This is a genomic window from Escherichia sp. E4930, from assembly GCF_005845405.1.
Classification (GTDB): Bacteria; Pseudomonadota; Gammaproteobacteria; order Enterobacterales; family Enterobacteriaceae; genus Escherichia.
Genome location: NZ_VCDZ01000015.1, coordinates 203,740 through 223,550, shown reverse-complemented (window position 1 = coordinate 223,550; position 19,811 = coordinate 203,740). Strand labels below are relative to the sequence as shown.

The 19,811-nt window shown below is 45.7% G+C and carries 17 protein-coding genes and 1 pseudogene; all 18 read right to left on the bottom strand.

Annotated features, from left to right (window positions below):
- Window positions 1-505: 505 nt before the first annotated feature.
- Window positions 506-1,168, bottom strand: coding sequence for an ABC transporter ATP-binding protein (locus tag FFT88_RS17315; RefSeq protein ID WP_073473361.1), 663 nt, complete (start codon window positions 1,166-1,168; stop codon window positions 506-508).
- The gene (locus FFT88_RS17310) at window positions 1,165-1,941 is read right to left on the bottom strand and encodes an ABC transporter permease (protein ID WP_135403988.1); all 777 of its coding nucleotides are present in this window, start codon (window positions 1,939-1,941) and stop codon (window positions 1,165-1,167) included. The genes FFT88_RS17315 and FFT88_RS17310 overlap by 4 nt, the downstream gene beginning before the upstream one ends.
- A gap of 398 nt (window positions 1,942-2,339) precedes the next feature.
- Entirely contained in the window at window positions 2,340-3,440 is a 1,101-nt protein-coding gene (locus FFT88_RS17305; RefSeq protein ID WP_135403987.1) for a CDP-glycerol glycerophosphotransferase family protein, read from the bottom strand.
- Window positions 3,433-3,828 carry a pantoate--beta-alanine ligase gene (locus FFT88_RS17300; RefSeq protein ID WP_135403986.1) on the bottom strand — a complete coding sequence of 132 codons (396 nt, stop codon included), beginning with the start codon at window positions 3,826-3,828 and terminating at the stop codon, window positions 3,433-3,435. Before FFT88_RS17300 ends, FFT88_RS17305 begins: the two co-directional genes overlap by 8 nt.
- A 689-nt stretch (window positions 3,829-4,517) precedes the next feature.
- Window positions 4,518-6,917: a hypothetical protein gene (locus FFT88_RS17295; RefSeq protein ID WP_135403985.1), complete on the bottom strand. Its 2,400-nt coding sequence runs from the start codon at window positions 6,915-6,917 to the stop codon at window positions 4,518-4,520.
- Between the two features lie 594 nt (window positions 6,918-7,511).
- Window positions 7,512-7,697, bottom strand: a pseudogene (locus FFT88_RS17290) (ABC transporter permease); the annotation flags it as partial.
- 1,171 nt (window positions 7,698-8,868) lie between these two features.
- Window positions 8,869-9,405 (bottom strand): GspM family type II secretion system protein YghD, encoded by a 537-nt coding sequence (gene yghD, locus FFT88_RS17285; RefSeq protein WP_135403984.1) that lies wholly within the window; start codon window positions 9,403-9,405, stop codon window positions 8,869-8,871.
- Between the two features lies 1 nt (window position 9,406).
- Complete coding sequence (gene gspL / locus FFT88_RS17280) at window positions 9,407-10,585, bottom strand: type II secretion system protein GspL (protein WP_135403983.1); 1,179 nt, start codon at window positions 10,583-10,585, stop codon at window positions 9,407-9,409.
- Complete coding sequence (gspK, locus tag FFT88_RS17275; RefSeq protein ID WP_135403982.1) at window positions 10,582-11,559, bottom strand: type II secretion system minor pseudopilin GspK; 978 nt, start codon at window positions 11,557-11,559, stop codon at window positions 10,582-10,584. The genes gspL and gspK overlap by 4 nt, the downstream gene beginning before the upstream one ends.
- Window positions 11,556-12,161 (bottom strand): type II secretion system minor pseudopilin GspJ, encoded by a 606-nt coding sequence (gene gspJ, locus FFT88_RS17270; RefSeq protein ID WP_135403981.1) that lies wholly within the window; start codon window positions 12,159-12,161, stop codon window positions 11,556-11,558. Before gspJ ends, gspK begins: the two co-directional genes overlap by 4 nt.
- Window positions 12,158-12,529 carry a type II secretion system minor pseudopilin GspI gene (gspI, locus tag FFT88_RS17265; RefSeq protein ID WP_000820119.1) on the bottom strand — a complete coding sequence of 124 codons (372 nt, stop codon included), beginning with the start codon at window positions 12,527-12,529 and terminating at the stop codon, window positions 12,158-12,160. Before gspI ends, gspJ begins: the two co-directional genes overlap by 4 nt.
- Complete coding sequence (gene gspH, locus FFT88_RS17260; RefSeq protein WP_001115146.1) at window positions 12,526-13,089, bottom strand: type II secretion system minor pseudopilin GspH; 564 nt, start codon at window positions 13,087-13,089, stop codon at window positions 12,526-12,528. The genes gspI and gspH overlap by 4 nt, the downstream gene beginning before the upstream one ends.
- Window positions 13,090-13,092: 3 nt before the next feature.
- On the bottom strand, window positions 13,093-13,548 hold the full coding sequence (gene gspG, locus FFT88_RS17255) for a type II secretion system major pseudopilin GspG (RefSeq protein ID WP_001087296.1): 456 nt from the start codon (window positions 13,546-13,548) through the stop codon (window positions 13,093-13,095).
- Window positions 13,549-13,564: 16 nt separating this feature from the next.
- A complete protein-coding gene (gene gspF / locus FFT88_RS17250; RefSeq protein ID WP_135403980.1) occupies window positions 13,565-14,788 on the bottom strand; it encodes a type II secretion system inner membrane protein GspF in 1,224 nt (407 codons plus the stop codon).
- Window positions 14,788-16,281: a type II secretion system ATPase GspE gene (gene gspE / locus FFT88_RS17245; RefSeq protein WP_094318010.1), complete on the bottom strand. Its 1,494-nt coding sequence runs from the start codon at window positions 16,279-16,281 to the stop codon at window positions 14,788-14,790. The genes gspF and gspE overlap by 1 nt, the downstream gene beginning before the upstream one ends.
- The gene (gene gspD / locus FFT88_RS17240; RefSeq protein WP_135403979.1) at window positions 16,281-18,341 is read right to left on the bottom strand and encodes a type II secretion system secretin GspD; all 2,061 of its coding nucleotides are present in this window, start codon (window positions 18,339-18,341) and stop codon (window positions 16,281-16,283) included. Before gspD ends, gspE begins: the two co-directional genes overlap by 1 nt.
- Window positions 18,342-18,370: 29 nt before the next feature.
- Window positions 18,371-19,330, bottom strand: a complete 960-nt coding sequence (gene gspC, locus FFT88_RS17235; RefSeq protein ID WP_135403978.1) for a type II secretion system protein GspC — start codon at window positions 19,328-19,330, stop codon at window positions 18,371-18,373.
- Between the two features lie 15 nt (window positions 19,331-19,345).
- Window positions 19,346-19,756 (bottom strand): type II secretion system pilot lipoprotein GspS-beta, encoded by a 411-nt coding sequence (gspS2, locus tag FFT88_RS17230; protein ID WP_001324279.1) that lies wholly within the window; start codon window positions 19,754-19,756, stop codon window positions 19,346-19,348.
- Between the last annotated feature and the right edge of the window lie 55 nt (window positions 19,757-19,811).

Sequence of the window (19,811 nt, the reverse complement as noted above, 5' to 3'; positions counted from 1 at the left end):
AAAATTCAGAATATTAAAAGAATGATTCACAGCCATACATTTTTCTGAAAAATTTATATAATTTACTGATGAAAAATTCTGTTCTTTAGGGAAGTTAAAGATTATGGCAGACCTCAGCATAAAACCAGGCCCTTTAATATCTTAGTATTTGTGATCTATAGTTTACAGACATGACAGAATATGAGCGAACACAACTAATTCAGCAACTATTGCGTCCACCGTATCTCGCAGATACACTAATAATCAGTCAGGATGCCAGCAAAGCCGAAATTAAATATCTGATTACCGATATCAATTTTAACGCTAGTGGGAGCAGACCACTAAAAATGGATATCAACGCTCTCATCTGGACTTTAAAAATATCGCAACACCGAGTAATTTCAACACAAAAAAAATTATACTGATAACGCACTTACGAAGTATATTAGTGAAGCAAAAAATCCGCTCAGAAAAAACACCTACCTCTCTCGTTTTCATTGAATGAGCACTTATCTAACTGGAGGTATTAACATACATCTTTTTTATACTCATCTATACCAGCCTGCACATTATCATAGAAATCAACCACATTATTATTTTTAAGCACAATAGCCACATCACAAAATTCTTTTAATGAATTCAGACTATGCGAGACCATTAAAAAATTAGATTCTTTATGCCGTTCTTTAAAATAATATGCGCACTTTTCTTTAAATCTAAAATCCCCGACCGCAGTCACTTCATCAACAATATAATAATCAAATTTAAAGGCCATGCTTAACCCAAAGGCTAAACGCGCCCTCATGCCTGATGAGTACGTTTTGATCGGCATATCAAAGAATTTACCAAGTTCGGCGAATTCTTCGATAAACTTAATTTTATCTTTCATATCCTCCTTCTTGGAGTATAATCGGACAACAAACTTTACATTTTCACGACCGGTTAAACTCCCCTGAAATCCTCCAGCTAAACCAACAGGCCATGAAATTGTTTTATTAGTGATAATTCTTCCACTATCAGGTCTGTCAATTCCGCCGACCATTCTCAGTAGTGTTGATTTTCCGGCACCATTTCGACCAATAAAGGCAACACTTTTGCCTGTAGGAATATCTATATTCAAATCTTTAAAGACATAATATCGTCCCGCTGGAGTGCGATAAGACTTCGTCAAATTCTCAATTTTAATCATGATGTAAGCATTGCCTCTTCACGATTTCTGTATAATGCCAAACTGATGAACAGAGTGACTAAAGTGAACATTGCCAAGTAGTTCAAATTCACACCTTCACTAATATAACCGGGCATAACTGATTCCCGGCTTAACTCCACCACATGTACTAATGGGTTCCAGAGAAGATACGGCCAATATTGCTTTGGAATCGAGTGTAATGGGAACATAATACATGAACCGAAATACAGTGGTTTATTCAGTAACGGCAATACTTTCTGCATTTCAGGAAATGTGCGTCCTACAACCATAAATATTAAACCAATACTACATGAAAGAATAATCAATAGACTCCAGGTTCCTATTATCTTTAAAAGATTTGTTATTTTAAAATATTCGCCTACAATCCAAACGATGAGCATAAGCAGAATATAAACAATAACATATATTAATGTTTCAAGCAATGCACGTGCTATTATCGTATCAATAGGTTTAACTGAGCGATAGTTAAATAATCCTTGGTTAGCCTCGATGGCACTAATTGAACGTTTGCTAATGCTACTAAAAATAAAAAAGGGAATCAGACCATTAAGTAAAAAAACTGGGAACGATATATCCGGCATTGTACGGTGCATAACGTATCCCAAAATCCCCAACAACATCAGCAAATGTGCCGAGGGCTCAAGAATGGCCCAGAGATATCCCAGTCGATATTTACCAAAGCGCGTTCTAATTTCGCGAAGAAATAATGCCTCTATAGTAAGCTTCTGTACTTCAAATCCACTTCTTACCATTTGATGATACCTTCTTAATATATTTAGGTTCACTATTCCCCTAACTTTCTCAAACTAAAGTGCTATAGAATGGGATGATCAATTCTTAATTAAAATTATTTTAAAAGTTGATTTGTTGTATTTGATATGTGCCATTCTATTTTTACATCTAATCATTATCTATATCCCTACATCTGAACTCAGTCATCATTTTCACAATGTACCATAATCAATACAATCTTAATTGGCATAATAGAATCTAAGACCAAGGTTGTCACAGTGCTTTCAAATTTATTGAGGATAATATAATTAGCAGGGCATTAAGTTTTACCAAAATATTTTCTTATGATGTATGGCAAAGTGTGAAAATGATGTTTTTTCATGTTGTAAACTTATATTTTATTGTAATCATCGCGCGGTTATTTTATAATAAGTTTCTTAAACTTCCTTTTAGTAATAAGCAAATCTTTTACCATTGCCCTAATATATGTTTGCTGTTGGTTTATCTTATAAACCCCAGAATGCAAATCGTAGATCGCCTTTATAGCTAATTCAATCGACCTTCCATTATCTAAGAAAAGTTCATTTCTTAACGAGGCATGCATACTGGAAAAAAGTTCTTTATTGTTAAGTACATATTGCACTGCATAAAACAATTCTTCTGGATTATTGACTTCATACCCTAACTCGGACCGACGAGCATACTCAATACTAAATGAGTCTATTTTCCCATTATTATCATAATGTACTTCCTTGTTCAATAAAATGATTGGTTTCTTAAAGTAAACTGCATCAAATATTGCTCCACTATAATCAGATATAACGATATCAGATTCATTTATTAAATCAAGTATATCATCATTAGCACCATAGCAATAAATTCTGTTATCTATTTTTCTCTTTATATAGCTTTCAAGACAATCTGTATTGTGATGTAGTTTTAACATTACTACATAATTTTCTGATAACGCAATGATATCATTTAAGTAATTATCGATACTTGATAAATCTCCCCATGTAGGAGCATACAATATTTTTTTTAAGGATACATCTTTATTTTGAGATGGTAATGTATTATTAATAATATTATGCCATTTATCATATCGTGGATTTCCAATGCTCACTGATGGACAAAAATAACTAATTTTCTTACTTGCGTAATCACCGTATGTTAAACAAAGATCTCCCAAAGCTCGCCATGCTCCATAATTGTGGGGCTCTTTTGCATAACCATATTGAATCATTAAAATCTTTGTTTTTACAAACACTTCTATTTTAAAAAATAAAGTTTGGCAAACAATTACATCAAACACACCATCTAAATCTGATATTTTTGATTTATCTAAAAACATTACTTTTATATCTGTATTAGCAATCAATACTTCTAATAAGTTTTTAGCATAATCATTTCTTTTTTCAATTATAAATATTGCCCCAGGTATAGAACTTGCTAAATCCTTAACATGCAAAAACTGGAAAGGATTCCAACCAATAAAAGCAACCTTAGGAAAATCAACCATATTTTGTAATCTCTGTAATAACTTTTGTTGTAGATACGCCCTGTGTCCTTGGCAAGTAAATCACACTACACAATTCTTTAAACAGATCAAATTCCCCCTCCCAATCGTTACCCATGATGAGGACATCTGCTTTGTATTTTTTAATATATTCACCTTTTAATTCTAATGATTCCTCAAGAAACACATCATCTACATATCGTAGAGAATAAATTATTTCACGGCGTTCTTTTTCTGGGTAGATGGGATACCGTTGTTTTTTATAAAAACTTAATGCGTCAGAGGAAACACCAACAATTAGGCGATCACCATATTTTTTAGCTCTTTCTAAAAATTTGACATGACCTATATGTAATAGATCAAATGTTCCAAAAGTTATGACAGTACGCATTATATTGTAACCCCAACTTATTGATAATAATAAATACCCAGATATGTTAAATCATCTTGTCATACAACCACGCTGATTTTGAGAACACCAGTCAGCTTTCCCTAACTCTGCAAAGAGTGACCTTTCTCATCAAGCTGATCAAGATTATTTTTATCTGCCACAAAGTTATTAATTACCAGAGCCAGAGTACCGTGCCCCTTCGTTGTAGTAACAAAGCAGCCCTCTATCTTCTATTTTGTATATGATTGTGAAGATTGGCTACTAAGATGTAACGCCCCATGTTCCCTAGAATAGTCTATAAAATCATAGCCTAACAGGTTCTACAGTTGAAAAACATTTACGTTGGCATAACGTTTCAGAAAGAACAATAAGTGTACCGCAGTCTCAGGATAGATTATGCAGACCTGACTTGCTCACTAAGCCTCAAATCACATTGTAGCAACTTTGTCGAAACATATTCTGTAGATTATTAGCCAGTACCTGAGGAATCTCCCTAAAAATAAAATGCAATGTGATACTTTTACAAATTAAAATCTAAAAGAAAAAATTTAATATTTAATACCGCTTACGACCATCTTATTATTATTTGCGAAGAAATAAAGTAACTTACTCACACTACACTTATCATAGTTTCATGCATAAACTAAATAAAATCAGTGGAAATTCCTCAGGACTACGAGCATGATTTTTTAAACTTTACGATGCTTCACTATAAAGTCCACTATATCCTCTACTTCAACAACTCGCTTCTCATCAGGGTTATAATATCGACTGCATTCAATATATGCGAAATAAAAAATATCTTCCAAGGTTCTTTTACGACTTCGACGCTCTAAGTATAATTGGTCTTGAGTTAAGCCCCACCCTGCATAAAATGGCATACCAAAACAATATACTTTTTTACCCGCCATCAATGCTTCAAAACCTACCCCTGAAGATACAACATAAACTTCTTTGACATATTCAAACATTGCATAAGGATTGATATCCATATTCACGGCGTAAATATTAGGTGAAATCTTACGATATTTTTCGATGAGATCATTATTAAAATAACTAGACTTCCCACCCTTAATTGCATCAGGATGCTGCTTGATAATTATATCTGCATCGGGGTTATTACTGATCGCGTTGGCTAACATCAACTCAAAAGAGCTATCATCTGCAAGTGCTGAGGGAACAGACATATCACCGTTACGTTGATCAATCAACAATACCTTATCAACTCCATTACGACCAACTGGTAAATGTACATTTATAGAGTCATTATATTTGGAAACTCTATTACTGACAATCTTATTAATTGCATTACGAGCACGTTTTTTTTGCTCATTATTTAATTCTGGACCTTCCTGTAATAACCTTTCAAGCCGTGATTGCTTGGTGGCATCATAATAAGCCGTTGAATCATCTATAATAACAGATAATCCAGGAGCAGATGAAAGACCTATTTTAACTGAACGAATAAACCCATCTTCTAAAATAAAAACAGGTCGACCAAGTTTTTTGGCTTTTTCTCTTTGAATTCTCTTTGTGGAATTTGGTTTTATTCCCCACTGGCAGAAAACATCAACTGCCGCTAATTTCGATAAAGTTATATCTTTATCAAAAGTGCTTAAAAGTGTATTTGAATTCAATAAATCACCCAAATAAAGTTGGGTATTACAAAGCGTTTTTTCATCACTAGGAATTGCAACCACATCTATACTTTCTTTATTAAGAAAACGCTCTTTTGCTGAAGGCATTCTCGATAAATTATTAGTTGACGTAGATGTAACGAATTCAGAAAGTGTATCTACAATACGGTTTGTTGCCAGACTGTCAAACTTACGAACACTAAACATTCTAGCTGATAGTTCTTTATTCCCTTGTAATAAACCCCCATTTTCCGCAAGAAAAACATCCATTAATGCTTCAAGTTCACAATAATTACTCACAACTGAAATATCGGTATCTTCCCACCCCCTCATAAATTCAGCATATTTTACGAAGAAAACTTTTTTATTCAATAACAGAGCTTCAAAAAAGTTTGTGTAATTTCCATTTGATGCAATCACATCACTATGATATATAGTCTCTTCCAATGGGATTGAATAAACACCAACATCATCGATTATTGCATTTTCACTTCTTTCAATTTCGTTCCTGATTTTTTTTTCTAAATTCACATGAGGTGATGTTCTAACAATAAGCTGTACATCTTTTTCTTTTGTATATTTTAAAATATCTTGGATAGATTTTATTTGAGCCTCTTGCGTGATACAACCATCTGACTTGGAACTATATGGATGCACAATAAAAAGAACTATTTTTTTATTTTCATTTAGACCTAAGATCTTACAAAAAACCCCCCTAGAAATTAATGAGTTACTCTCCTTGTAAATATCTAATTTTGGCATGCCAACTTCATATATTCTATCTTGAGGATATCCTCTTTCAGAAAAGATTCGTGACTGCAAATCACTACAACTTAAAACAATATCTGTTTTAGGAGTAGAGGCATGTGATACGCTGTCAATATAATAAGTTCTCTTGTCATGAAACACAGGTTCAATTGGGATTAGTATCGTTGGTATCCCATATTCTCTACAAACATCAACTATTAACCTCATTGCAGGATGCCAATCTTGTGTAAAAATAAATCCTTTTATTTTATTATATATTCCCATTAAGCTTCTGGCTATTATTTTTCTATATACATCCGGATTATTTCTGGCAAAGTCATCAATGCCCTTTATGTTATCCCAACTACGGCTGTTTTGCGCAATATTAAATGGAACTATTTTAAATTTTGAATTCGCATGATCATTAATCCATTTAATTAACTCATCTCCATATTCTTGAGGCCGTGGAAAATAGAGAAAAATAGAATCTTCATTTTCCATGAAAATATTAACGTTAAACAACTTTTGCATCTGTTCCGATAAGGTATGTTTTGATGCTATGCTTTTTGGTGGCGTATGTGTTTTTTTATTTTGGGATTTCTCTTTTGATCTTTTGTCATTTTTTATTTGACGCGAAGTTCTTTTATTAACCATATCAACAAAAAATAACTTCGGATTTCTAATCAATTTTTTTACTTTAGACATTTACTGATACAACTCCAATTATTTTTACAGTTACAAAAAATATTTCCTTATTCATAACCAAGATGTTTTTATACAACTCAACAAAAAAGGAAAATCCTATATTTTTTCTGATTTCGTGATTGCTGTTGTTCCCATTACCTGCTTATTAGCACAATATATTACTATTTCCCTTCGGGGATATTTTCCGTAAGTAGTCCGTATGGCTGGCAGTGGAGAGATTACTCAACGCTACGAGAACTTTTAAAATTATGGATGAGAGTGTTGATGCCGACTTACAGTGTCCTACTGCTATTTAAGCTCCTGGTAACACATGCGTAACAAAAGTACCGCTATTTTTTATACTTCCATATTTAAATAGTAATTTATTTTCCGTATCCGTTTAATCTCAGAAAGTGTCTTAAACCCTAATTAATAATGTATATGACTATTATCTATAGGATTTTATATTTATCCAAAGGTACATTGCTGACCAGATGATTATATAAATCTAAATCGGTTATCAGAGAGGGCTTGCTATTTAAGTCCACTGGCAAATTTTCGTTTAATCTTCACTAAACATCTCCATATTGAATGTAAGTTTAGCGCGGAGAATCATGCTATATCTGGCATCGTGCGGTGCATAATGTAACCAAAAATGCCCAACAGTATCAGCAAATGCGCAGAGGGTTCGAGAATCGCCCACAGATATCCCAGACGGAACTTACCAAAGCGTGTTCGTATTTCTCGTAGAAATAATGCCTCTACGGTGACTTTCTGGACTTCAAATCCACTTCTTGCCATTTGGTGATGTGATCCTATTCTCTTCAGGTATGCTACCGCCCCTGGCTTAACAGCTACCAATACACTGGAGGTAATACTTGTTTGTAACTGGATAAAATTCACTCAGACGGTTTGACCTTTTTAATAGCCGCAAACAATTTCATCAGAAATTATTTCCGCGGGGATAAATAGATCTATTTCCGTCTCGTTTCTTCTAATCCATTCTTCAGGCATGAATGTATTCGGTCTTCTGGTAATTTCAGAAAACTGGCCGTTTCAGAATGTTGAGTTAATTTCTCAGGAAATTATTTCTACCTCTTTTTGCTTAACCAATATGGCTTAAAAAAGACGTAACGCAGCATGCGTTCTGGATTACTCCGGAACACACTTATTCAAAATGGGCTGCTAATTTCGCAAGAAATTATTTTTTACTATTACTGTTAACTACTTGATTATAATACCACCTATGAATTTTATGCGTAGCAACACCTGCAATCTGTCTCAAACCAGAACGCATGCGATTGATTACCAATAAATTGTTTAGTGGGGAACTATTTCCCTATTTAAAATTCACTCATGTACTTCTTATTTATATCTACAGCACCCTCTTCACAGCCATATTTGTGATTTATATCACATTTAAATGGTGTTATTTAAGTCGCATCAATAATCCCGGAAGTAATTATTTTCGTCGATTAAAATATACATCTTGATTATTTTGTGTATTTATTTTAACCAGCGTTACAGCCAGCATTATCCCTCGGTAGATATACCTGAGCAGACTTTTCCTAAAATCGACGAATAGTTTCTTGGGAAATTATTATACTATTTGAAATTCCCTCTCTGATTATCTCCAGGAATTTTACTAATTTCCAGGCTACACAAAATACAGATCACACAAGAATTATCCTATATGTTTTGGCCTATCAATTGTTACACAATGATTTATTACAACTATTAATAATCATAATGTGTCAAAACACTTAAGCAACTTTACAGTCTGAGAAAGGTGTCGATTCACAAGGACTACATGGTGAAAAACGAATTTCTACAGTATTGTCGAACATTCCGTGGTGATCTGGAGGGAGATAATTCTTGCTACATCGGAACTCAGCCCGGTGAGCGGGTTTGACAGTTCCGCACTCACCATTGGGCTAAGGGTTATCAGGTGGGGTTAAGGAAATGGCAATACCTACCCCCGCCCAAACTCCAGTCGCTGCACGTTCACCATTCCAGCCTTCTCACCTGCGCTGACATCAATTTGTGTCACCCGCAGCGCATACTTTTCATCCAGCGCGTTTAACCAGTTCAGCAGGTCATTAAACACCACTGGTTCTATCCAGACCTGGATATTCTCCCCGCGCTCGGCTATCCGCTTGATGACCACTGAGTGCGCAGAAGCACTGTCACTGATGACCCGCGATACCTGTGCAGGCGTTGTCGTGGCGGATTTTCGCGCCGCAATAATATCCGGCGCGGCGCTCTTCATCCGGGAGTTCATCGCCACCAGCTGTTGCAACATCGTCTCCTGTTGCTCTATCCGTTCGCTCAAAGGCTGCCAGATGAGGACGTAATATCCGGCGCTAAACAGGAACACTGCCGCTGCCAGTAACATGCCTTTTTCACGCGGCGAACGCCCTGCCAGGTGTTGTGCCAGCCAGTGTTCGCCACGGCTTAACTGGCGTTCACGCCATTGCTGAAAATAGTGAATAAATTTATCGCGTAACATGTTATTTCCTCCGCAACGTTACGCCGCCGGAAACCGCATCACCCTCTTTCTGTAACGCGTCCTGTTGCACAACATAATCTGCCGCCAGTGCACTACGCAGTTTGTCGAAACTGGCAAAGTTCGCAGCCCGCAGCTGGAGGTGAAGCGTCTGCCGTTTTTGATCAAAGGTGAAACCACGCATCTCGATGTCGGAAAGTGACGCTGATTTCAGAGTACTGGCGATCGCTGACAATTCTGCGAGCAGCCGGGTATCGTCGACCTGCGGGCGATATTTTTTCAGCGCCATCGTCACCTGAGAGCGTAAATTCACAATCCGCTTCTGCTCCGGGAATAGCGTTAAGAACTGTTTCTCAGCCTGGGCGCGACTTTGCGCCACCTGTTCGCTGACGCTCCATAACGTCACGCCCCGTTCCACTGCCAGCGCAACCAGAATCAGCAATACCGGCAGAATCATCACCCGCCAGCGCGCCCACTGTTTTCGGTAGCTGACGCGAGGCTGCCACGGCCCTGTTAGCAGGTTCCCTTCCGGTTCGCCATAAGTGGTAATGGCTGGCAGAGCCGTAACGGTCAGGCGTTCAGCATCTGCGCCAGCCCATGCAGATAGTTCTTCCGGTGCAATACCGACCACGGTTAGCGAAAGCGGCGATGCCTGCTCATTGCACTGTGCGCGGAACATGACCGGAGCCAGCGCACGCCCGGCGCTCCATCCCCGGCATTCATCAATGCGGCAGATAACCCGTTGCGCATCGCCAGCCATAAATCCACAAGGAATGGACATCCAGTCTGGCGCGACGGTAGCGCGGGTGATGCCGTTTGCCTGCAACCACTGCGCAATGTTGCGCATATGCTGTTGGTGAATCACTGCCACGGTTGCCAGTTGTTGGTCGATGTTCAACGGGGCGAAATGTAATTCATCGATATCCTGGTTCAGCTCTTCTTCCAGTAAGGCGGGCAGAATAGTCGGTATCTGCTTGCGGGGTACATCAGGCAGTTCAACCTGCCAGACGCTGATCCATTCGCCGGGAATGTAGAGTCGAATCGCATCAGTTTGCAGCCATTGCTGGAGACGTTCGTCAGCAACGTCAGGCCAGATGCAGTGCTCCACGTCGGGTGTACGGCGCTGCCAGCGGATGGGAGCAGCGGCGCAAAGCGGGAAAAAAATCTCAAGGATGGAACTCACTCACTTTCTCCTGTCTGATGCCAGAGAACAGAAAAGTGTTTTGGGCCCATGCGGACAATTAACGAATTCATCGTCAGTTCAATCTCATTCACGGTGATATCTGAACGCAGCCAGAAGTAATTGCTGTCCACGCTCAGGACGGTTTTTAGCTGTTTTTTAGTACGCTCATCGACGTCAGCAAGTAGCGGCTGCGCAAGAAACTGATCGACATCTTCCCAGCCCTTCGCCGGACGTTGTTGTAATAACGCCCGCGCCTGAACAGGGCTTAACCACGGGTCAAACAGCGCCTCAAGAATCACACTTTGCGTGACGTCCAGGGTGTTGATGTTGATTTGCTGGCGGGTCATCGGCAGCGCACAAACCAGCGGTTTCAGTTTTTGATAGAGTCCGGCGTCCATTCCCTGCACCACGCGCATTTCGCTGATATCAGCCAGCGGTTGATTAGCGGCGTAGAAAGGCACCGAGCGGGCGAGATACTCGCTGTCTTCACGCCCCAGACGCGTCTGCACGCTGCGGTCCTCGTCAATAAACTCCCACAGGCTTTCGGCTATCAGTTCGGCCCGATAAGCAGGCACATCGAGGCGCGAGATCAGGGCAATCAGTTGTTGCACCGCGAGCGGACGCGACGCCGTTGTCGGCTGAGCGAGGGCATTCAGGTTAAAGCAGGCCTGTGCGTCACGCAGAGTGACGGCGATTTGCCCCTGCGGCAGTGGGAAAAAACGAGGGCCAGAAGCCCACGGCTGTGCCAGATGCACGCGCTTTTCATTTTTCAGGCTCAGACTGAGCGCGCTCAGGGCCAGGCTTTCTGCACTGGCGCTGTACCACAGCGCCTGCTGGTACTCCTGCTGGCTGCGCGTTCGCCCAAGTTGTTGCTGCATCCGCCCGGAAAGCGTGATGGTTACCAGCATCATGACCGCCAGCAATACCAGCACCACGACCAGTGCCATTCCGCGTTTTGGTGGTGAGGTGATCATGATAATTGCGGCCCGCGTAACAACCAGATGCGTTCAATCTCGCCCCATTGCGGCGAATGCAGAGTCATGCGCACTGCCACGGGGATCGCCTGTACTGACGACCAGCTCTCCTGCCAGCGCGTGCCGTCGTAGAACTGCAAACGGAGCGAATCCGCCGGAATCAATTTTTGCATTGTCGGCTTCACACTGCCTGCTGCGTCGGTCAGCGGCCAGGATAACCGTTCGAGATAACCGTCATGAATGCGGTAACCGACGGTGAGCAGATTACTGCGCGGCAGACGCATCAACGGATTGACCACGCCGCCGCGCACAAAGCGCATCCCTTCACTCTCAGACGCCAGCACGCCAGCGCCCGCCAGTAACGCTGGTTCTCGCTGGCCCTGATCGCCCCTTACCGGACGCGGCATCATTTGGGTCAGATCGTGGGTCAGAAAACTCATCGTTTGCTGCATGAGGTTTAGTTTTTGATCGTGTCCGGCGACGGCGCTATTCACGCGCGTGACGCCGTTTGTCACCTGCTGCGCCATCAGTGCCAGCGAGGCAAAAATGGCAATTGCCACCAGCATTTCCAGTAACGTGAAACCAGCGCGAGTCCTTCTCACTGTTGGCCTCCCACGGCGCTAAACCAGGCGCGTCGTGACTGAATCACCGACGAAAAGTCTTCGTGACGGCTGACTTCAATATCCACTGCCTGGAGCAGCGCGTTACCTGTGTTCAGCGGTGTGGTTCGCCAGTACCAGCGGCTTCCAGCCATATCGCTCTCGCCCTGGTGCCTGACCGCCCGCTGCTCGCGGGTCATCAGGTAGAGCAATGCGGTCTGGTTTTCAGCTACCCAGCCCGCTACCGTTTTTTCCTCAAGAATTTGCTGATTACTCAGCGCACCGCTGGCAATCTGTAACACCGCCGTGGCAGCCAGCGCAAAAATCGCCAGCGCGAGCATCACTTCCAGCAAGGTAAACCCGCGCTTCATGGCATCCTCTCATCACATTGATTGAGGGATAACGCGCCATCGTGCGCCAGTTTTACCGCCCAACATGCGTTTTGCGCCGCCGAGTAGAAGCGCAGCGTAAACGGCGTGGCGGGTTCAAAAGGCGAAAAACGGATCTGCGGCGTCTTCTTTTTCGCCTCTTTTTGCAGCTCCAGTTCAATATCGTGCAGCGTCAGGCGGCGACGTTGCAGCTCCAGCGCATACTCCTTCTGCCAGATATCACTTCCGGGTTGTAACAGCATCTGCACCTGTTTCGGCACCGTAACCTGTGCCGATAACCGGGTCGCAGAAACGGGCAACCACTGCCCCTGACGACGCTGCATAAACTGGTAGCCAGGCGGGTCGATTAACACACCGAGTGTTTGCCCTTCGATCACTGCCCTGTCCTTAAACTGCGCAAAGCGAGTCAGAAAATCCTGCGCCGCTTTTTTCGCGGGCGATTCAGAATCGGTCGCAAACGTCTGTACCACGCCCGCACTGGCAAGGCCGATAAGGAAAATCACCAGCATGATTTCCAGAAGAGTGAATCCGCGTTCAGGCACTGATTACTGAAACTCCTGCAAATTCCAGTTACCGATATCTGCGCCAGCACCTTCCCCGTTTTCCTGACCATCCGCCCCCAGGGTATAAACATCAAACAGTCCTTTTTCACCCGGGCTGAGATACTGATAATCATTGCCCCACGGATCTTTTGGCAGCCGTTTGATGTATCCACCGGTACGGTAGTTGCGAGAATCCGCCATATTGGCTGGTTGCTGGATCAGCGCCTCAAGCCCCTGCTCGGTAGTCGGATAACGCCCGTTATCCAGTCGGTACATATCCAGCGCATTCTCCAGCGCCACGATATCGCTGATGGCTTTTTGCCTGTCCGCTTTCTCTTTGTTGCCCAACAGGTTAGGCACCACCAGACTTGCCAGAACGCCAAGAATAACAATCACCACCATCACTTCCAGCAGGGTAAAACCTGCCCGTGGTTTTTGTGTGCGGGATAACGAATTCATGTGATAACTCCGTAAATTACATTCCAACCATATTGTTCAGTTGCAGCATCGGCTCGAGGATGGCGATGACGATAAACAGCACCACGCCCGCCATCATCACCACCAGAGCAGGCTCAAACAGCCCCAACGCCAGCCCCACCTGGGTATCAAACTCCCGTTCCTGATTGACTGCGGCCTGTTCAAGCATGGTTTCCAGCTCGCCGCTCTGTTCGCCGGAGGCGATCATGTACAGCATCATCGGCGGGAACAGGCGAAGCTCCGCCAGCGCGGCGCGCAAACTGCTTCCTTCGCGGACGCGATCTGCCGCCAGCAGCAGTTGTTGCTCGACATAGCGATTTGCCGACACGGCGGCAGCGGTCTGAATGCCTTCCAGTAGCGGAACACTGCTGGCGGTGAGGATGCTTAACGTGCGGGAAAAACGCGCCGTATTCAGCCCGCGCGCAACACGCCCCGTCACGGGCAGGCGCAGCAAGGTTTTATCCCAGCGCAGGCGCATAGCAGGATTTTTGAGTAGCCGTTGCCCCAGAACCAGAAGCCCCAGTAAACCTGCCAGCCAGTAAACACCACTGGCCTGTAACGCGTCGCTCATAGCGATGAGCATTCGGGTGGAGGCGGGTAGCGCGTGTCCGAGATGATCGAACTGTTCGATGATTTTCGGCACCACTGCCGTTAGCAAAATAGTGACCACGCCCGTTGCCACCACCAGCAGAACCAGCGGATAGAGCATGGCTTGCAACAGGCGTGATTTCAGGCGCTGGCGTTGTTCGGTGTAATCTGCCAGGCGATTGAGCACCACATCGAGATGCCCGGTTTTTTCTCCGGCAGCAACCATCGAGCAAAACAGAGAATCAAAGACGCGGGGATGTTCGCGCAGGCTGTCCGACAGGGTATAACCTTCCTGAATCCGGCTGCGCAGCGCCATTCCGAGGCTTTTCACATGCAGTTTTTCACTTTGCTCACTGACCGCCTGCAAGCAGGTTTCCAGCGGCATTGCTGCCTGTACCAGCGTTGCCAGCTGGCGTGTGAACAGCGCCAGATCTGCCGCCGCCACGCGACGATGTGCGTGCCGCCGACGCTGCAACATCCCCCCAGCCGATGCATTCATCCGCGCTTCAATGTGCACAGGAATGAGATCTTTACCGCGCAATAGCTGACGGGCATGACGTGCGGAATCCGCCTCAATCATGCCTTTGGTTTTGCGACCATTACGCTCCAGCGCCTGATAGTAAAACAGTGCCATTACGCCTCCATCGTGACCCGCAGCACTTCATCGAGAGAGGTTTCTCCGGCGAGCACTTTCTCAATGCCGTTGCTGCGGATACCCGTAGAGTGTTGCCGGACATAACGTTCCAGCTCCAGCTCCCCGGCCTGACGGTGGATCAAATCACGCAATGTGGCATCCACCACGATCAGCTCATGGATGGCGGTACGTCCGCGAAAACCTTTGTGATTACAGGCGGGGCAGCCCTGCGGATGGTACAGAGTGACAGTACGCGCGTCGGTAATCCCCAGCAGGCGTTTTTCTTCGTCAGTGGCAGGCGCAGCCTGGCGGCAATCGGGACACAGCGTGCGAACCAGTCGCTGCGCCATCACGCCCGTCAGACTGGAAGAGAGCAGGAAAGGCTCCACGCCCATATCCTGCAAACGTGTGATCGCCCCCACCGCCGTGTTGGTATGCAGGGTTGAAAGTACCAGGTGTCCGGTCAATGACGCCTGGACGGCGATTTCTGCGGTTTCTGTATCGCGGATTTCACCGACCATCACCACATCCGGGTCCTGACGCAAAATCGCGCGCAGCCCACGGGCGAAGGTCATCCCGACGCGGGTGTTGACCTGTGTCTGACCGATCCCTTCAATCATGTATTCGATGGGATCTTCAACCGTGAGAATGTTGCGCGAATGGTTGTTCAGCTCCTGCAATCCGGCGTACAGCGTGGTGCTTTTGCCGGAACCCGTCGGCCCCGTAACCAGAAAGATACCGTGCGGTTTATGCAGTAGCTGGCGCAACTGCGCGGTCAGTTGCTGACTTAAACCCAGACGCTCCAGCGTCAGGCGGGCCTGGTTTTTGTCCAGCAGTCGCAGCACCACGCGCTCGCCCCAGGCGGAAGGCATGGTGGAGACACGCACATCAATCGCCCGACCGCCCAGCAGCAGCGCAATGCGTCCATCCTGCGGTACGCGCTTTTCGGCGATATCCAGTCGCGCCATCACCTTGATACGCGAGACCAGCAGCGAGGCCAGCTTGCGACCGGGGCGCAACATTTCATGTAATGTGCCGTCAACACGAAAACGGATCACCAGACTCTTTTCAAACGTCTCGATGTGGATATCCGAAGCGCCTTCTTTGATTGCCTCTGCCAGCATGGCGTTGATCAGTTTGATGATCGGCGCATCGTCGTCACTTTCCAGCAGATCTTCCGTTTCCGGCAGTTCTTCAGCGAGGGTAAAAAAGTCCTCGGCGGAACCGAGATCTTCCATCAACTGGCGAGCTTCGGAAGAGTCCCGCTGCCAGACCGCATTCAGTCGCTGTTCAAATTCGGCCTCGTCGATTTGCCGCAGTGTAAAGGGCGCATTCAGCCCCCGCTGTAGCTCCTGTAAAACAGAAAGCGACAACGGATGAACATGGAGGATCTCCAGCGACGCTTCGCACCATGCCACCAGGCTAAACCGACGGCTGAAACTGTAGGGCAGACGCACGGTGTTAGCGGTGGTTTCCTGTGCTACAGGCACCATTAACGCGTTCTCCCGGCATTGAGGAACGCGCGTACTTCCGGCGGTAAGGCCTGGTTTTGCGCTGGCAGTACCGGCTGCGCGGTATGCGGCATCAGGCTTAAGCCTTGCTCATCGCGATAGATCTGTTCGGCGCGCATATAGTTATATTTGCGCTGCGACACGCCGTCTGCCGCCATACCGTCACGCAGAATGGTCGGGCGGATAAACACCATCAGGTTACGTTTTTCTTTTTTATCCGCCGTCGATTTAAACAGGTTACCAATCAACGGGATATCTCCCAGCAGCGGCACCTTCGCCACGCTTTCTCCCGCCTGGTCGTCCATCAGACCGCCAAGCACGATCAGCTCGCCATCATTAGCCAGCACGGTGGTTTTCAGTTTGCGCTCGCCAAACACGACGTCGAGGCTGGTCTGTCCTTCCACCTTCGAGACTTCCTGCTCAATCACCATCTGTACCGCGTTTCCTTCGTTAATCTGCGGCGTGACTTTCAGCATGATGCCGACTTTTTTCCTCTCTACTGTGTTGAAAGGATTGCTGTTATTGGAACCAACGGTAGATCCGGTTAATACCGGAACATCCTGGCCCACCATGAAGAAGGCTTCCTGGTTGTCCAGCGTGGTGATGCTCGGCGTGGAGAGCACGTTCGAGCTGGAGTCGTTTTTAACCGCCTGTACCAGCGCCATCCAGTCGCCTTTCACCACGCCAACCGCCGTACCGCTAAAGCCAGAAAGAAGCTGGGCGAGCGTGGAGAGATCGCCGTTGGTTTCCGGGTTAATGGTGGTGGCGCCGTTTTCGCTGATCACCGTGGAACCTTTCTGCGGTTTCGCCTGAGAAATGGCTGCCCCCAGCGTACCGATAGGGATCTGCGTACCATTGGCAAACTGCATTAATCCGGCATCTTTCGACGCCCACTGCACGCCGAAGTTGATATTGCTGCCTTCGGCAACTTCCACGATCAACGCCTCGACATGCACCTGAGCACGGCGAATATCCAGTTGTTCAATCACGCTTTGCAGCGACTGCATGATGTCCTGCGGCGCAGTAACAATCAGGGCATTACTGTGTTTGCTGGCGGCGATGGAGACAACCTCACGCCCGCTACCGACCGTGCCTTCCGCCTCTTCTTTAGCCGCCGTGAGCGTGCCGCTGACCTGCTTCAGCACATCGACCAGATCTTCCGCTTTGCTGTATTTGAGATAGAACACCTGGCTGTTGCCGCTGCGCTCCATTTCTGAGTCCAGGCGACGGATCAGGCGGCGCATTTTGTCTCGCGTGGCGGGGTCACCGCTGACAATTACGCTGTTAGTGCGTTCATCAGCGACAATTTGTGATTTCAGCGTCGCAGGCTGGTTCTCGCCGCTATTTTTGGTCAGGCTTTCCAGCACGCGGGCAATTTCCGAAGCCGAGGCGTTATCCAGCGGGATCACCTCTTCGGTGCGGTTTCCCGCGTGATCCACACGCTGGATCACTTCCGTCAGGCGCTCCACGACTGAGGCGCGTCCGGTGAGCATAATTACGTTGGAGGGATCGTAATTAACAACGTTGCCTGAGCCCGCGCTGTCGATCATCTGGCGCAGAATCGGCGCCAGCTCGCGTACCGACACATTACGTACCGGCACTACTTTGGTGACCATTTCATCGCCCGCATAATTGTCGCTGCCTTCACCAACCAGCGGCAGCGGCTCAACTTTTGCGGCGCTGGATTTCACCACCTTCAGCACGTCGTTTTCCATCGGCACGACGGCATACCCCTGCGCTTCCAGCAGGTTAAGGAATAGCTGGTAATACTGGCGTTCATTGAGCGGGGTCATCGTGCGAATACTCACTTTCCCCTGCACGCCCGGCCCCATAATGATGGTCTTATTAAGGTTAGCGCCGACGGTTTCGATGAACGATTTCAGGTCGGTATCTTTAAAATTAGCGGTGAAAGTGGCTTCTTCCGCCCAGACCGGTGAACTGCATAATGCCGCTGCCAGCACCAGCGGCAGTAAACGCTTTTTTGTTTTGAGGCCAGTTGTCTTCTTACGCCAGACCGACAACGTAATATCACGCCAAAACACGATGAATGATTCTCCTGGATTAAATGCGGTTAGCGCAGCGCGATGGAAATGTCGTAGCGCGCACCCTTGCGTAAAACCGTAAGTTGAATAGAATCCATTGAAGGTAACTGCCGCATTAGAGCAATCATTGCTCGTGGATCAGTGAAATCCTGCTGATTTAGCGCAATGGCGATATCGCCTTCCCTGAAACCGCTGGCATCGAACAGAGAACGATCTGCCCCCGGCTTCACTGCATAACCGACAATTCCCTCCTTACGCACAGGCGTAAGCTGGATATAGTTAAAAATTTTCTGCGGATCTTTCGCCAGTGCCTGACGCACGGCAGTCGGGATCTCAACTGGCGCACTGGCAGCAGGCTCAGCAACAGCTTGCTTTGCTTCGTCACTGATGGCTTTTTTGTTGGTCACGGCTACGGTGGAACGTTCCTCTTCTGCCAGGCTCAGACGCTCTATTTTTCCCTGATAACGCAGCATCACATGGTCGCGGTTGATTTCCTCAATCACCGCGTTGTGAGAGCCAAGCCGTTCGCCCTGCAAATAAACCTGTTGTTTGCCGCCTTCTTCAATAACCGCACCGGGTCTGGCGCCAAAGGCGATCCCGCGCAGCACCACATTAAGACGCGTTTCTGCCACAGGCGCAGGTTCGGGTTGTTTTACCGGCGCGGCGACGGGCTGATATTTGCCAAACCAGTTTTGCTGGCTGATTAATTGCACATCTTTTTTATCGAATAGTTTTGCACCCGCACGGGTCGATTTATTCGCCGATGGAGAAACCGCCGTATATTCCGCAGAAAAGGAGATATAGCGCCAGAGTGAATGCGCCATTTTTGCAGAAATAATAAGCAGCATCAGCCAGAACATCCCGCGTGCAATTTTGCGCAGATGCTCTTTGTCTGTATGAAAAGATTGTCTCTGGCTAAGCGTGTGACGAATTTTTGTCAGCCATTGAATGAGATAAATTCGTGCGTCACGAAAAACAACCCGCGCCAATTTATATACCCGACGTTATGCTTTGACTATTCCACAGGTGGTACGATCCAGTTTCCGCTGATACTGGTTACCTGTACGTGTATCATTAATCGTTATGCTGTAATTAATTCCCTCAGTGATCATTAATTTCACCGTCGGGTCAGCGCACATTTGTCGTTGATAGCTGGTTAAAAAGGCGTCAGGCGTCTGCGTGGTTTGTGTACCCGCTTCGCTGATAATGGTCATTTTTACCGTCGTGCCGCTACTTTGCGCCAGCACTAAGGTATATCCCGCAGATTTAATTGGCAGGTTTTGACTGATATTTTGCGCCTGTTTTTTCGCCAGTAAACTGGCGTTTTCATTATGGCTGGCGCAGCCACTTAATAATCCTGTAACGCTCAACAATAGCGATATTAATACCCTCCCTGGCATTTGTTTTATCGACATGGTAAATAATCTCTAAGGTTATTAATAAGAGTTAAAATGTCACTTCGATAATGAC